The 14645-nt window shown below is 42.6% G+C and carries 14 protein-coding genes; 6 read left to right on the forward strand and 8 right to left on the reverse strand.

The genetic code is table 11. The features are described from left to right. Nucleotides 1–11 precede the first annotated feature (11 nt). Nucleotides 12–422, reverse strand: coding sequence for a YwpF-like family protein (locus EBQ12_RS06770; RefSeq protein WP_003215215.1), 411 nt, complete (start codon nt 420–422; stop codon nt 12–14). A gap of 117 nt (nt 423–539) precedes the next feature. Here EBQ12_RS06770 and EBQ12_RS06775 point away from each other — a divergent pair, with 117 nt between their 5' ends. The 3 genes from EBQ12_RS06775 (at nt 540) to ytvA (ending at nt 3090) form a co-directional block, all read left to right on the forward strand. Then, nucleotides 540–896 (forward strand): hypothetical protein, encoded by a 357-nt coding sequence (locus EBQ12_RS06775; RefSeq protein ID WP_125589429.1) that lies wholly within the window; start codon nt 540–542, stop codon nt 894–896. Between the two features lie 391 nt (nt 897–1287). Then, nucleotides 1288–2148, forward strand: coding sequence for a Cof-type HAD-IIB family hydrolase (locus EBQ12_RS06780; protein WP_241215622.1), 861 nt, complete (start codon nt 1288–1290; stop codon nt 2146–2148). Nucleotides 2149–2301: 153 nt separating this feature from the next. Beyond that, nucleotides 2302–3090, forward strand: coding sequence for a YtvA family blue-light photoreceptor (gene ytvA / locus EBQ12_RS06785; protein ID WP_017360015.1), 789 nt, complete (start codon nt 2302–2304; stop codon nt 3088–3090). 73 nt (nt 3091–3163) lie between these two features. Here the strand turns inward: ytvA and EBQ12_RS06790 are convergent, their stop codons facing one another. Both EBQ12_RS06790 and EBQ12_RS06795 read right to left on the reverse strand, forming a co-directional pair. Next, on the reverse strand, nt 3164–5941 hold the full coding sequence (locus EBQ12_RS06790; RefSeq protein ID WP_017360014.1) for a DEAD/DEAH box helicase: 2778 nt from the start codon (nt 5939–5941) through the stop codon (nt 3164–3166). After that, the gene (locus EBQ12_RS06795; protein WP_017368188.1) at nt 5928–7535 is read right to left on the reverse strand and encodes an SWIM zinc finger family protein; all 1608 of its coding nucleotides are present in this window, start codon (nt 7533–7535) and stop codon (nt 5928–5930) included. Before EBQ12_RS06795 ends, EBQ12_RS06790 begins: the two co-directional genes overlap by 14 nt. Before the next feature lie 186 nt (nt 7536–7721). Here EBQ12_RS06795 and EBQ12_RS19325 point away from each other — a divergent pair, with 186 nt between their 5' ends. Both EBQ12_RS19325 and EBQ12_RS06800 read left to right on the forward strand, forming a co-directional pair. Further along, nucleotides 7722–7865, forward strand: a complete 144-nt coding sequence (locus EBQ12_RS19325; RefSeq protein WP_003214884.1) for a YwzD family small protein — start codon at nt 7722–7724, stop codon at nt 7863–7865. Between the two features lie 114 nt (nt 7866–7979). Further along, nucleotides 7980–9299 carry a UDP-glucose dehydrogenase family protein gene (locus tag EBQ12_RS06800; protein WP_125589433.1) on the forward strand — a complete coding sequence of 440 codons (1320 nt, stop codon included), beginning with the start codon at nt 7980–7982 and terminating at the stop codon, nt 9297–9299. Between the two features lie 40 nt (nt 9300–9339). Here the strand turns inward: EBQ12_RS06800 and chrA are convergent, their stop codons facing one another. From chrA to alsS, 5 genes are all read right to left on the reverse strand, one after another. Continuing rightward, nucleotides 9340–9873 carry a chromate efflux transporter ChrA gene (gene chrA / locus EBQ12_RS06805; RefSeq protein ID WP_007497548.1) on the reverse strand — a complete coding sequence of 178 codons (534 nt, stop codon included), beginning with the start codon at nt 9871–9873 and terminating at the stop codon, nt 9340–9342. Next, nucleotides 9873–10433 carry a chromate efflux transporter ChrB gene (chrB, locus tag EBQ12_RS06810; RefSeq protein ID WP_430384045.1) on the reverse strand — a complete coding sequence of 187 codons (561 nt, stop codon included), beginning with the start codon at nt 10431–10433 and terminating at the stop codon, nt 9873–9875. Before chrB ends, chrA begins: the two co-directional genes overlap by 1 nt. 37 nt (nt 10434–10470) lie before the next feature. Continuing rightward, complete coding sequence (gene chrS / locus EBQ12_RS06815) at nt 10471–10947, reverse strand: chromate efflux transcriptional regulator ChrS (protein ID WP_017360010.1); 477 nt, start codon at nt 10945–10947, stop codon at nt 10471–10473. Nucleotides 10948–11100: 153 nt separating this feature from the next. Next, nucleotides 11101–11862 carry an acetolactate decarboxylase gene (gene budA, locus EBQ12_RS06820; RefSeq protein ID WP_370529243.1) on the reverse strand — a complete coding sequence of 254 codons (762 nt, stop codon included), beginning with the start codon at nt 11860–11862 and terminating at the stop codon, nt 11101–11103. A 44-nt stretch (nt 11863–11906) separates the two neighbouring features. Further along, nucleotides 11907–13607, reverse strand: coding sequence for an acetolactate synthase AlsS (gene alsS, locus EBQ12_RS06825; RefSeq protein WP_039165330.1), 1701 nt, complete (start codon nt 13605–13607; stop codon nt 11907–11909). A gap of 150 nt (nt 13608–13757) precedes the next feature. Between alsS and alsR the strand changes: the two genes are divergently transcribed. Then, a complete protein-coding gene (gene alsR / locus EBQ12_RS06830; RefSeq protein WP_045033949.1) occupies nt 13758–14645 on the forward strand; it encodes an acetoin biosynthesis transcriptional regulator AlsR in 888 nt (295 codons plus the stop codon).

Consider the following 14645-nt stretch of genomic DNA (forward strand, 5'->3'; position numbering starts at 1 on the left):
CCCGCTCTTTTTTATGTGTTCTGTTTAAAAGCATCCAGCAGTTTTTCTCCTGATAGCCCCTCTTTGACGAGGTCTTTTAATACTTCTTCGGTTTCTGTTCTGTAACGATTTGTGATCATTTTACCGTCGAGTAATACAGATATGTTTTCTTCTAAGGCAACGATGTTTTTGACTTGGACCGATAGATGAACAGGGCGGTTGTTTTCTTTTGTAATCGTCACGAGAATCTTTACTTCTGTATGCTGCTGAAAGAGCACTTCAAACACTTGTCTATGCTTCTTTGGAATCAGTGCCTCGATCATCCAGTGATTTTCGCCATCTTCTTTATTAATGATTAAGCCGTCACGAAGGGGAATGCTGGACATTTTATCTTGCTTTGGATCAAGTTCGATTTTTAAATCAATCAGCCTAAAGGTTTTCATATTTATCACCTCACAAGCGTTCATTATTCGTAAGTATCATTATAGCATACAACATCTGTATAAATGAAACCGCTGCCTACTCAGAACTAGCTGCATATAAGTGAAAGGAGATGTTTTATGGAGTCCTATCAACTTCGAAACATACAGATTGGTGAGGAAAAGGAAAGCAATGTGAGGGTCTATACATGGGGAGATATTCTCTCATTTTGTGATGTGTATATGGAAGAAGGGGAGTCCCTCACTTTTCAATACGTGACAGACGATCAAATGGACTGTTTTGAATTTCAATTGTCAATTCATGATGGAAGGCTTTGTTTTTATTGGTTCGCGTGGGACGGGTCTGACTATATTCACATGCCTTCTAGTAATTGGATTCATTCAGATGTTTTTTATCAATTTATTAAAAATAAGTATTTCGTCAAACAAAATAAGATGATGTTTTATACGCAAGCGGTAAAAAGTAAAAATGATTGAGGAAATAAAGAATTTGAAGAACGATTTTGTCATTTTCGTTTTTTGTCTCTTGTGCTATTTCTCAGTAGACTAGGGTTAGCTGAAAGGAAAGGAGGCAAAAGGCAAAGGTCTATCATCTCGCGGCCCCCCTCTAGCTATAGCTGATAGACTTTGTCTTGTACACATATTCACTGCGTAATAGTAGAACCAAGGTTTCTTTGTATCAGTCATGTGTCCCCTGTGAATCCCCTTATGCGTATCCGGTCATGTAGCGTGACCGGGTACTCTTATATTCATTGATAAGCCGATCATCCCTTGCAAATAGTGGATACTCATTTCATAATGATGATGGATTTGATAAACGGAAGGTCAACTGAAAATGCAGGCAAAAAAGGAGAGACCGATGACAAACATTCAATTAATCGCAACGGATTTAGACGGAACTTTATTGAACAGTGAGCACAAAGTGAGTCAGGAAAACGAGCAGGCGTTAAAGGAAGCAGCGGCGAGTGGGATTGAGGTTGTCGTTTCAACAGGAAGAGCGTATTTTGATGTGAAATCTATTTTTGATCAGCTTGGGATGAATACGTGGGTCATCAGTGCAAATGGAGCTGTGATTCATGATCCCAAAGGTCAGGTATATCATTCGGCTGTTCTAGAAGAAGAAAAAGCAAAACACATCTTATCATGGCTTGAGGAGCGTGATTATTACTATGAAGTGTTTACGAATGAAGCCATTTACACACCAAACCGCGGCAGAGAGCTTCTGGCGATAGAAATGGACCGCTTAAAGAGTGCAAATCCAGAAACGGATCAGCGTGTTCTTGAGCAAGCGGCTGAAGTTCAATACAGCCAGTCAGGTTTTGCTTATATTGATACATATCAAGAATTGTTTCGTGAGGATCAGAAGCTTTCATTTTATAACATCTTAGGTTTCTCATTTTTTCAAGACAGATTGAAAGCCGGATGGGATGCGTTTGGACATGATTCTGAATTAACATTGGTCAGTTCGGCTGATCATAACTTTGAAATTGGTGCAAAGGAAGCGTCGAAAGGGCAGGCGTTAACCAGGCTGGCGGAAAAGCTCGGTATTCCATTAAGCCAAACAGCGGCTGTAGGAGACAGTTTAAATGATGAATCGATGATTCGGGCAGCTGGGGTTGGAATTGCAATGGGGAATGCGAGAAAGGATATAAAAGAATTAGCTGATCACGTCACGTTAACAAATGATGAACATGGTGTGGCACATATGATTCAACATCTTTTGAAATAATTGAATCGTATGTATTTGTATAAATGACATAGGATGAAGCGCATTCTACAAAAGAGGAATTCAGAACTACTTCTATTTACACCTGCTATGGAACATCATATAATTTAATTATGAATATAACCCGCTTGTAAGGAAGTTAAGGAGAGTAAACGAATGGCGCTGGAATCTTATAAGTCCGACAATCTGCATTTAATCAAGGAAGCCTTAGACTATACTCAGGTTGGCCTGACGGTGACGGACCCGTCTTTACCTGATAATCCTTTAATATATGTGAACAAGGGCTTTTTAGATATGACAGGCTATCAAGAAACCGAAGTATTAGGAAAGAACTGTCGTTTCCTTCAAGGAGATGAAACTGAACAGATTGCTCTCAAACAAATTAGGGCAGCCATTGAAAACAAAGAGGCTGTCACTGTACAGTTGAAAAACTATAAAAAATCTGGTCAAATGTTTTGGAACGAGTTAAGTGTGGCGCCTCTATGGATTGATGAAAATGAAGGGAAACGCCTTTATTTCGTCGGTCTGCAAAAGGATGTTACGAAAGAGAAGGAACAGCAAGAGCTTCTTGAGCAATCTATTGATGAAGTATTGAATATTTCTGTCCCGATTGTTCCGGTGAAGGATGGTATTTCTGTACTGCCGATCATTGGTACGTTAACAGCGCCAAGATTTGATAAAATCATCTCAACGGTCTCCACTTATATCTCTCAATCCAAAGACGATTACTTCATTGTGGATCTGTCTGGTTTATTAGAGGTGGATTCATTTGTGGCGGATGCGATCTTTAAGCTGAACGATTTGATTTTAATGACTGGCACTGAACTGATCGTGACAGGTATTAAACCAAATCTTGCGATGAAAATGGGAGAAATGAGAGAGGACTTCCGTGAGTTGAATACGTATATGAATGTGAAATCTGCATTGAAAAAGCTACAAATTTAAGCATTCCTTTATATGAGATTAAAAAAAGAGGACTTTTCATCACGCCCTGAGAAAAGTCCTCTTTTTGCTGTCATTAAGATGATTGAGCGGCTGCACTTAACGTGAATAAATCTTCTAGTTCGTTCGTTGACAGCTCTGTAATCCAGCTTTCACTTTGGATAATTTGATCATTTAACGTTTGTTTTGTTTCGAGCATTTGATCAATTTTTTCCTCTATCGTGCCGGTTGTGATCATCTTATGGACGTGAACAAACCGCTTTTGCCCGATGCGGTAAGCACGGTCTGTTGCTTGGTTTTCTACAGCAGGATTCCACCATCTATCGTAGTGAATGACATGATTGGCGGCGGTTAAGTTTAGTCCGGTTCCTCCTGCTTTTAAAGAAAGAATTAAGATGTTGAACTCTTTTTTCTGGAAGCGTTCCACCATTTTGTCCCGATCATGTTTTGATAAGCTCCCATTTAAAAATTGAACTGGTTCTCCAAACATCTTTTCAGCCAGCTGTTTGATCATGTTGCCCATTTCAATATACTGCGTAAAAATGAGACAGCTTTCTCCTTGTTCGTGTATGGCTTTTAACAGCTCTGCTAATTTATCCATTTTTAATGAACGTTTCAACAATTTCACATCTGTCCCGCTCTCTTTTAAATAAAGAGCAGGATGATCGCAAATTTGTTTGAGTCTGCCAAGCATACTTAAAATGATGGCTTTCCGCTGCATCCCTGTTAATGAGGCCATATGTTCGAATGTATCTTTGACCAGCTGTTCATATAAAGATGCCTGCTCTGCAGATAACGGGATGAATTCTTTTTCTTCTAGTTTCTCTGGCAGATTGAGTGCGACTTCTTCATCTTGTTTTGTTCGTCTTAATAAGAATGGCTTGATCAGCTGCTGCAGCTGTTGGATTCTTTTTTCTTCACGGTCTTTTTCAATCGGAAGGACGAACTTTTTATGAAAACTGGTCAGGCTGCCGAGATATCCTTTGTTCACGAAGTCGAAAATAGACCAAAGCTCTGTCAAGCGGTTCTCCATCGGTGTCCCGCTGAGGGCAATGTGGTGCTGTCCTTTTAATTGCCTAATGGCTCTCGATTGTTTCGTATGGGCATTTTTAATGTTCTGGGCTTCGTCTAAGCAAATGGTATTCCATTTGGCTGCTGTTAATTCATCACGGTCAGAATGTGAGAGACCATACGAAGTGAGGACGATATCTGTTGATTCGTACGCTTTTGTAAAGTTCTCACCTTGTGGACGTGACGGTCCATAATGCAGAGCGACATTCAAATGTGGTGCGAATGTTTCAAGCTCTCTTTGCCAGTTCCCTAATACGGAAGTCGGTGCAATGATGAGAGATGGAGCAGCGTCTTGTTGATGCTCCTTCAAATAGGTGAAATAAGCGATCATTTGAATCGTTTTTCCAAGCCCCATATCATCTGCTAAACAAGCCCCGAATCCATGAGACCTTAAGAACAGAAGCCAGTTGACACCGTGTTGCTGATACGGGCGCAGTGTGCCCTTAAAGGACTCACTCATCTCATAGGATGGCAGTTCTTGTGTATCATTTAACTGATGAACAAGCCCTCGTAATTGAGACGAAAGTTCAAATTGAATATGGGCAAAGGCTGAACTGTCTAGCAGCTCAGGAATCGACTCAGAAGAGGCTTCTTGGTCTGCGAGTTCACGTGATAAAATATCCGACATATGAAGTCCTTCGTTCTCAGCGCGCTCCATCCATTTCTTCATTTGCTGGATAAAGGTCGGATCAATTTTAATCCATTGTCCACGAATGTTGACAAGACGACGTTTACTTTGAACAAGCTCGTTGAACTCATCTTCTGTCAGCTCAATCCCATTTGTGGCAAAGCGCCAATTAAAGTCCATAAGGGCATCCATTCCAACGTGCGATTCGCCTCGTGGTGTGGAGGAAATCCGTGCTTTTAGCATCATGGTGCTTTCTTTGACGATTTGCCACCATGATGGAAGCAGGATCTCAATCCCCATGTTCACAAGTGTTTCACTCGCTTCAGATAGGAAGAGCCACGCTTCTTCTTCTGACATGAGGGTGGTACCAGATGTAAATGAGAGCCAAGGGACAATCTGACCGAACCGCTCTAGCTCTCTGGTGATTTTTTCTTGAAACGGACGCCATGATTTTTTTAAAGAACGGATGCCTTCAAAGAAATGCAGATCACTGTTTTTCTTATCACGCAAAAACAATTCAATTTTCCAATCATCTCCGTCGAAATCAGGCTCATTTAAACGCAAGCCGACAGTGAAAGGCGTCTCATCATCAATCCAGCCGATCGTTTCCAAGAAATCCTGTTCATCTAAAAAATGTCCTTGGAAGGAGGAAAGAGCAGGCGATTGTGCAGTCATTCGGTTCCATTTGTGCTGCAAGGCATCATCATATTGAATGTAATCCTGTACGGCAAAGGAGAACCAATCAGCTGTGTAGCCATCTAACAGGCCTTCTTTGTCTTTAAAGCGAAGCATCCCTTTTGTCCATGCCTCGAAATCTGGGACAAAATCTTCATCCTCGATGAATTCGTAAATGGTTGAGGCTGTTTTCATAAGCGGCTCTGTTTCATCCGTTAACGTCACATGGCTGAAAGTATTGAATGAATTCTTCCCTAGCAATTCAACGGTCATCCAAGGACTTAACAGGAAGGCAGGTGTGCCAATAAAGCTCACATCTTCTAAGAATGTTCCGTAAAAAGATGATTCGTGCCATTGGAAAAGCTGCCTCTTCATTTCATTTAGCGGTACAGGCTGTCCGTCCTCTGCTTGCGCTGAAATGGTGAAAGAGAAATCTTCGGTTTGTTCTGCATGAATGACAATTTGTTTATGGCGTGTCATCAATTAATTTTCCTTTCTTCATTTCCTCTTGGAACGCACGCAGCCGTTTTGTTGAATCTTGCAGCTGCTGTACATATCTTTCCCACACTGCGTTTTTTTTCGTTTTATGATAAAGCGTACGCAGTTTTTTGAGCATTTTCACAGATTCCCGGTAAGCACTTCGATTCTTTTGATCGAGAAGCAGTGAGATTTCCCGGTGGTACGAAGGAATGAGTGCTTCAGGCTCTTCCTTTGCAATCTGTTTTATTAATTCTTTCTCCAACTCACTGATAGAGAAACCAACGAGGCTGTGTATTTCAATCCATTCTGCATAGCGTTGTTGTGCATATAAGAGCTGACTATATTCAGTAAATGCATAAGGCATACAGATTTGGAGATAGCGTTCATACAAGAAATGATCTTTCGTCTGTTTAAAGTATGCGTCTAAATAAAAGAAGAAATCGCTGACGGCTCCACGCAGTTCTCTATAAGATAGGTCAAGCTGGCAATATTCTTCTAATACATATGTGATCTCTTGATACCAAAGTTTGAGACGCTTCCAGTCCTTGCGGTTTGTGAGATCCTTTAGCCAATTGAGCACATTTGGCAGCATATCTGCATTGAGCAATTTTAATTGCTGGAAGAGTCTTTCGTCTTCTTTTAGCAAATAATCCATATGCATCAGCCCAATGGTGCGCTCAACCGTTTGCTCCTGCTGTTGGGCGCTCTTGAGTAATTCTGTTTCTTTTTTGACCCATTTCCCTCTATTTAATATAGTTCCCCACATTTCCATAAAGACCGCAACTCGTTCATGCTGGAAAGGTCCGCTGATTTGAAGAAGTGTCCGAACGGCAGTTGGTGTGTTTTCAAGAAACGGATCGAGGGAAAAGGAAAGGGCGTATGTCCTCAAATGATCCACTGAATCAAAAATGGTGTTCATGAGCTGTTCTACATATGGATTCATCGAATAAAAGTCTTTTTCGGCATCAAGACGGCCGAGATCGATTAGCTCATGGAGCCTTAACCACACATCGATGGACGTATGAATCGCGTACAAACTCTTGAATTCAGGTGAAGTGGGTGCGTGTTTTTTCAGGATCGATAAATAGCCGTAATACAAATGCTGTGGTGTTTGCTGGTGCTTCGGTGTCCGTTTCAGCCAGAGGTGAAATTCCTCCTGGAAAAAATTCAGCCAGCTCTGAAGTGATTGTTCATCTGGGCGCTTCACTTGGAAGTGCTGACGAATGAGTTCTTTGCTGCGCTGTAATTCATCCTTCTCTGACCAATTTTCTGTAAAGCCGGTCACACTCTCTACTTGAGCGTATAGCGAAAAGAAGACAGCGAGGATGTGTTTACATAGTCCATCAGCTGGACATGAGCAGCTGCTTCTCACTGGAAACAGCACATGAAGGTGGACTCTTGCTGCCACGACATCATGTACATAAGCTGACCATTCGGTATCAGACTCTTGCTTGAGCCGATATACGCTGTCCTGTCTATAAGTAATCAATGCTTTTTTGATGAGTTGCTTGTTTTCATCTGTTGCAGGAAGAAGTTCTTTGATCTGTTCGGCTGTTTGTTTGATTTCTTCTTCGTTGATGTTGTGCTGAAGCATTTGATCCGCTCCTAACCAAGTAAAAGATTCCAATTCTTTTATTATAGCTCAATGGTGATTTATAAAAAAGTTTTTCATGAAAATGGTCATAAATTTCAAAAGCTGTCGAATGATGTATTAGAGTATTGCATAAACCAACCATACAGCATATAATAATGAAATTAGTGGAATCGAAAGGATACAGACATGGATAATAAGGGTTTAAATCAAGAAGAGTTTTTAAAGATTTTGATGTACGCTCATGATATTGGTGAAAATTCCAATGATGTCACAACAAAAGAAATGCTTGAAAATCTGATTGCTCATATTCGAAATGGCCTTGTTTCATAAAAGTAGCCCCCTGCTCTCTCAGCAGGGGGTTTTTGTATGCTTTTATGAATGGAACGAAAATTCCCGGCATACGATGACATTACAAGCATAAGGAGTATGGGGAGCTGATGTGTCATGAAGGTTGCGATTGCAGGCTGTGGATATGTAGGGCTTGTCACAGGGGTGTGTTTAGCAGAGGCGGGACATGATGTGACATGTATGGATATTGACCGGCGGAAGGTCATGCAGCTGAAGCAAGGGAATCCTCCGATGTACGAGCCGGGATTAAAAGAACTGCTCAAACGGAATATGGAGCAAGGACGCATTCGTTTTCATATGAATGGAGCGTCAGCCTATTCGCAGGCTGACGTGTTAATGATTGCTGTCGGTACCCCGCAGCAGGCAGACGGTCAAGCTGATTTGCAGTATGTCTTTCAAGCGGCAAAGGAGATGGGCTTACAAGCAAAGCCAGGCGCAGTGCTTGTCGTGAAAAGTACAGTGCCTGTCGGAACGGGCGATCAAATTGATCATTTGATTCATCACGTGTTAGGTCGTAAGGAGCCATTATCTATCGCATCGAATCCAGAATTTTTACGAGAAGGCTCTGCCATCTCAGATACGTTGCGAGCGGATCGGCTGGTGATTGGAGCCGAAACAAAGAACGGATTAGATCAGCTAGAGTCTATGTATGCGGATTTCCACATTCCATTCGTGAGAACAGATCGGAAAAGCGCAGAGATGATCAAATACGCATCAAATGCATTTCTTGCCACAAAAATCAGCTTCATGAATGAAATTGCTTCGATTTGTGGAAAAACAGGAGCTGATGTTGAGAGAGTTGCAGAAGGGATGGGACTCGATCAGCGGATTGGTGCTTCGTTTCTTAGGGCAGGCATTGGTTACGGAGGTTCCTGTTTTCCGAAGGATACAAATGCCCTTGTCCAAATTGCAGGGCATGTGTCCCATGATTTTGAGCTATTGAAGGCTGTCATCAAAGTCAACAATGAGCAGCGAGCAAGTTTTATTCGAAGTGTGAAGGAGCGGATTGGAGAAAACTTGGAAGGGAAGAGAATGGCTCTCCTTGGCCTTTCCTTTAAGCCGAATACAGATGATATGAGAGAGGCGCCGTCAATCCCGATCGCTCATCAGCTCCATCAATTAGGAGCGGAGATCGTAGCCTATGATCCTGCTGCCGCTCGCAATGCAGCTCAAGAACTGCCTGATCAAGTCCTTTTTGCTCAAACAATTGAAGAGGCGATCAAGGATGCTGATGCTGTCTGTATATTAACTGAGTGGGCGGATATTCAGTCATTTCCACTTTCAGCTTATAAAGATTTCATGAGGCAGCCGATCATTTTTGATGGCCGGAATTGTCATACGCTTGAAGCGGCAGAAGTAGCTGGGGTCGAGTATCATTCTATTGGGCGTAGGCCTGTCTCTCCTATTTATATGTAAATGAAAAAACCGATAACAGTGAGATTATCGGTTTTTTTCGTTAATGAGGAAGAATAAATCCGCCATATAAAAATGCAGCCACAATCAGAAAGGCAGGGTGCAATTTGAATTTGGTCATAAAGAAAAATGAAATGGCAGCAATGGCAAGTGATTGCGTCCAGCCAATGGCTTTCACGGCATCTCCGCCAATTTCCCATGTTAATAAAAGCATCATCATGGCAATGACAGGCTGTACAGATAGGGTCATGCCTTTGACGACAGAAGATTGGCGAAAACGGTCAATGAGTTTTAGCAGTAAGATCAATCCGATCGCAGACGGCAGGACCGTCGCAAGCAGTGCAACGATAAAGCCTGGCCATCCCATGACATCATAGCCTACATAAGCCGCAATTTTCGTAGCGATTGGACCTGGAAGTGCGTTGGCTAATGCGAGCATATTGGAGAACCCTTCGTTCGTCATCCAATGAAAATGATTGACGATTTCTTCATAATTGAGCGGAATGGAGGCAGGTCCTCCGCCATACCCTAACAGATTGGATAAGAAGAATGCCCAGAATAAAAAGAGAATCAGCATCACGAAGACACTCCTTTCTCTTTATTTGTTCGAGTCCAGCGATCTTTCAGTTTGAAATGAAAGGCACCATAACATAAAAAGATGATGACAATGATTCCTGGATGAATCGAGAGTACTTGAAGACCGACAAATGCCAAAAGGAATAGGGCGATTCCGAAGATCATGCCGAAGCCCTTCAACGCTCTTTGTCCAAATTCATATGCCATCATTCCTAACAGAACGGCAATCACTGGTGTCACAGCACCGATCATATTTTGAATGATGACTGAAGAGCTTAAGACGCTGACAAGTGTAACAAGTGCCACCATAGCGAGACATGTCGGTAAAATATGTGCAGCTGTTGCAACAATGGCGCCAGATACACCTTTTAATCGATAGCCGAGGTATGCCGACATTTTCGTAGCAATCGGTCCGGGTAATGCGTTGGCGATGGCGAGTGTTTCTCCAAATTCGTCATCATTGATCCATTTGTATTTGACGACCGCTTCATGGCGAATGAGCGGGATCACAGAAGGTCCTCCGCCAAATCCCAGAATACCGGTTCGCACCATGGCGATCATGAGTTCAAGATATGATTGCAAGTGTTTCAACTCCTATCTACAATTTCATGCCCATTCGGCTTTTGTATCGTTTAATGAGCATTTGACAGTCCACACTGACGACGCCTTCAAGCGGGTACAGCTTCTTTGTCAGGAACGTCTCCATTTCCTGTTCATTTTGAAAAATGCCATGCATATGCAGCTTGCTTGGTCCTGTCATATGATAAAGGCTTGTGACGGCTGTTTCCTGCTCAAGCTGAAGGGCGACTGTTTCTAAACATTTCGGCTCAACCTCTACGTTAAAAAAGACAGAGACATGAATGCCGATCTTTGCTGGATTAATGACAGCGGTGAATCGTTCAATGACACCTGCTTCAATGAGCTGCTGAATACGGGCTTGTACAGCAACACGGGAAAGGCCGACTTGTTTCCCTAGATCCGTGTAGGACATACGCCCGTCCTCGTGTAATAAGGAAAGAATTTGTTTATCTCTTTCATCTAATGTTAAGTTTGGAATGCGATATTCATGTGCCACCGTATAACCACCTTTCTTCTGTTGATATTCTATCATATTTTATTACGAATAGAATGTTTGATTTTTAATTGAGTAACGAAATGAAATAATAAAAGAAGGTAATATATCTTTTTGTATAAAAAAACACCCCGGTATCACCGGGGTGTGTTCATTTTATTTTTCTGGGCTGCTTTCCGCACTGGCAATTTGCTGTGCAAGGTCAGCACGATCAATGTCTGCTTGGAAGAACTCCTGCGTATTTGGAAGGTGTAAATTCATGTGACGTTTTTGGGAAATTCGGATGGTCACTTGATCCACAGTGTAATCAAATACATGCCCGCCTACGCTTCGATCATCATCAATAAAGTGGAGATGATATCCACTTACCGCAATGCCATGTGCATACTGTGGTGTACGGAAGCCTGCAATCGTTCCGCGAATATTTTCAAAATCGAAAATAGGCTGTGACTTGACTGCCTCTACCATCGGAACATAAGGTTTTTCCTGTTTTTCAACCGTACGGGTTTGAACCTTTTTGAATGACCCATCGATGCGGATTGCATAAAAGACATTCTTGCTCGGTAAGATTCGGTCGATTTCTTCCTCTAGCTCTTTGGACGTCATCGGTGCATCAATTCGATGAACGATGTCCGTTTCAAAGAATGCTAGAGAGCAGAATGGTGAATAATCTTGATCGGTTACTGGTGTGGCTGTTCCATCAGAGCGCAGTCGATAAAAAGCGCCATCAAAGCCGATTAGTTCCCCATCTAATTGATTGAATGTGCCAATGCCAAAATCACCATGCTCGGGAATATGTGATAGGGAGAAATCTCCATCGTATACGGCTTCCAGCAAGGAGGTCATGGTTGATACTTGATAGACCTCTTGCTTTTTGTCCTGCGGTATTGTGTTGTTTTGTTGATTCATTGGGTGCATCATACCCATGTCCGCTCACTCCTTTAACGTAATGTATCGAAGTCTTATCTGACGTTCGTTGTGTGTTTTTCACGAAAGACTTCTGGCCATTTTTGACTGGCGAGGTCTGGGTTGTCTTGATAGTCTATCGGAATATCAATAATAACGGGTCCTTCTATGTTTATACCCTTTTGAAGGACAGTTGAAAGCTCTTCAGGTGAGTTGACACGTAATCCAGTTGCTCCAAAGCTTTCTGCATATTTCACTAAGTCGATCTGACCGAACTCAACACAAGACGTACGGTCATACTTCATTTCCTGCTGGAATGCCACCATATCGTATGTGCTGTCGTTCCAAACGAGATGAACGAGATTTGTTTTCATGCGCACGGCTGTTTCTAATTCCATGGCGGAGAAGAGAAAACCGCCATCACCTGAGACTGAAATGATCTTTTCATCTGGATTCAATATGGAGGCTGCAATCGCCCACGGTAATGCCACGCCAAGTGTTTGCATTCCGTTACTTACTAGGAACGTGTTCGGTTCATAAACACGGAAGTGGCGAGACATCCAAATAGCGTGCGATCCGATATCACATGTCACTTTCGTGTCATCTGGGATGATACGTCTCAACGTATGAATGACATCCAGCGGGTGTGATAAATGACTTTCTCTTTCTGGTGTTTTTTCGATATCACTTAACAGCTCTTGTAATTCTGTGACGAGATCTACGTTCTTTTTGCATAATGAAAGTGGAACGCTGTCGTGGGCTAGATGTTGCACCGTTTCAGATATATTGCCCACAAGCTCAAGCGTCGGTTCATAGAAATGGTCAATATCTGCCTGCATGTCATCCACATGGATGATTTGACGCTGCTGCGGTTTCAAATTCCAATGCTTCGGATCGTATTCGATTGGATCAAAGCCAATAGTTAAAATCACATCCGCTTTCTCAATGAGAAGGTCGCCTGGCTGATTACGGAATAAGCCGATTCTGCCCACATATTGAGCCTCAAGCTCTCTTGAGAGAACACCGGCTCCTTGGTACGTTTCGACAAATGGGATACCAAGTGTTTTTAATAATGTTCTTGTCGCATTTGCCGCAGCAGGACGGCTAGCTTTCATTCCCACAATTGCAACAGGTAAGTGCGCATTTTGAATTTTGGCGATGGCCGAACTGATGAGAGCATCCGGTGCAGGACCTAGTTCTGGAGAAGGGTGAGCAGACACTGGTGTTTGTGTGGTGTGTTCGGTCACGACATCTTGTGGAAAGCTGATAAATGCTGCCCCAGCTTGACCTCTTTGTGCCGCGCGAAAAGCATTTGTTAAGGCTTCTGGTATATTGTTTACGTCTTGTACTTCAACGCTATATTTTGTCACTGGTTTGAATAATGCCGCATTGTCGAGTGATTGATGTGTTCGTTTGAGCCGATCCGCACGGATGACGTTTCCAGCGATTGCAACAACAGGGTCACCTTCTGTATTGGCAGTTAATAGACCTGTCGCTAAATTGGATGCGCCAGGACCTGATGTAACGAGACAAACGCCTGGTTTGCCAGTTAAACGACCGACAGCTGCTGCCATGAATGCCGCATTTTGTTCATGTCTGCATAGCACAAGCTCTGGACCTCTGTCTTTTAATACATCAAATACTGCATCAATTTTTGCACCTGGAATCGCAAAAACATGGGTCACACCTTGGGCAATGAGCGTATCGACAATCAACTCTGCTCCTCGTTTTGTTAGGGGTTGTGTTTGAGAATTCATTTACCCCGCACTCCTTTCGGCAAGTAAAATTTTTTATGAAAATATATTTTCATGATATGATTTACTATACATTTCACAAAATAAATTTTCCAATATATGTTTAACGTAGTTTTAATATGTTTCACGAATAAGTGTTTGAGGAGTGAAAGGATGGAACTGAGACATTTGCAGTATTTTGTCACAGTCGCGGAGGAGCTGCATTTCGGCAGAGCGGCCGCACGATTGAACATGACACAGCCTCCACTTAGTCAGCAAATTAAGCAGTTTGAGGAAGAATTGGGATTTCCTTTGTTTCACCGGTCTAAAAGGGTGGTGGAGTTAACAGCTGCTGGAAAGGTTTTTTTACATGAGGTCCGGGGGGTGCTGCATCAGCTTGATAAAGCCGTTGATCATGCCCGGCATACGGCAAGAGGGGAGCTTGGGAAGATTATCATCGGTTTCGTTGGTACAGCGACATATGATATTCTGCCGCCAGTTGTCCGTGAATTCAGAGAGCGGTACCCCTCTGTCAGTATTGAGCTGCAACAGCTCTCTGTCCCGCAGCAGCTTGAGGCGCTTTTGAATGGTGAGATTGATATTGGTTTTTTGCATCCTACATCACCGCAAGAAGAATTGGTCAGTCGTTTAATGAAGCAAAGTGAATGTATTTTTGCGATTCCGAAAAACCATCCGCTGGCGGAAAAAGAAGCGGTCACGATTGAAGATATTCGTGATGAGCCGATTATTTCTTTATCAAAGGAATCATGGCCGTCCCTTTATCAGCATTTTGTCCTACTTTGTGAAAAGTACGGATTTTCACCCAATATCGTGCAGGAAGCAGCAGAATATCAAATGGTCATTGGGCTTGTCACAGCGGGAATCGGAATTGCTATCATTCCAACATCGGCCCGGCGTTTATTTAATTTAGATGTGGTGTATCGGTCAATTGAAGGTGAGGAGCTATTGGCGGAATGGACCATTTCTTATAGACGAGAAAATCATAATCCGGCATTGTTTCATCTTGTCCATCATATTCTCCATCGCGGTGAGCCGGAATAA

It is taken from the genome of Bacillus sp. 2B09 (assembly GCF_003946835.1).
Classification (GTDB): domain Bacteria; phylum Bacillota; class Bacilli; order Bacillales; family Bacillaceae; genus Bacillus; species Bacillus altitudinis.

Coding starts and splice junctions, on each gene's coding strand:
- EBQ12_RS06770 (WP_003215215.1), bottom strand. CDS start 422: ATGAAAACCTTTAGGCTGATTGATTTAAAAATCGAACTTGATCCAAAG.
- EBQ12_RS06775 (WP_125589429.1), top strand. CDS start 540: ATGGAGTCCTATCAACTTCGAAACATACAGATTGGTGAGGAAAAGGAA.
- ytvA (WP_017360015.1), top strand. CDS start 2,302: ATGGCGCTGGAATCTTATAAGTCCGACAATCTGCATTTAATCAAGGAA.
- EBQ12_RS06790 (WP_017360014.1), bottom strand. CDS start 5,941: ATGACACGCCATAAACAAATTGTCATTCATGCAGAACAAACCGAAGAT.
- EBQ12_RS06795 (WP_017368188.1), bottom strand. CDS start 7,535: ATGCTTCAGCACAACATCAACGAAGAAGAAATCAAACAAACAGCCGAA.
- EBQ12_RS19325 (WP_003214884.1), top strand. CDS start 7,722: ATGGATAATAAGGGTTTAAATCAAGAAGAGTTTTTAAAGATTTTGATG.
- EBQ12_RS06800 (WP_125589433.1), top strand. CDS start 7,980: ATGAAGGTTGCGATTGCAGGCTGTGGATATGTAGGGCTTGTCACAGGG.
- chrA (WP_007497548.1), bottom strand. CDS start 9,873: ATGCTGATTCTCTTTTTATTCTGGGCATTCTTCTTATCCAATCTGTTA.
- chrB (WP_430384045.1), bottom strand. CDS start 10,433: ATGATCGCCATGGTGCGAACCGGTATTCTGGGATTTGGCGGAGGACCT.
- budA (WP_370529243.1), bottom strand. CDS start 11,862: ATGCACCCAATGAATCAACAAAACAACACAATACCGCAGGACAAAAAG.
- alsS (WP_039165330.1), bottom strand. CDS start 13,607: ATGAATTCTCAAACACAACCCCTAACAAAACGAGGAGCAGAGTTGATT.
- alsR (WP_045033949.1), top strand. CDS start 13,758: ATGGAACTGAGACATTTGCAGTATTTTGTCACAGTCGCGGAGGAGCTG.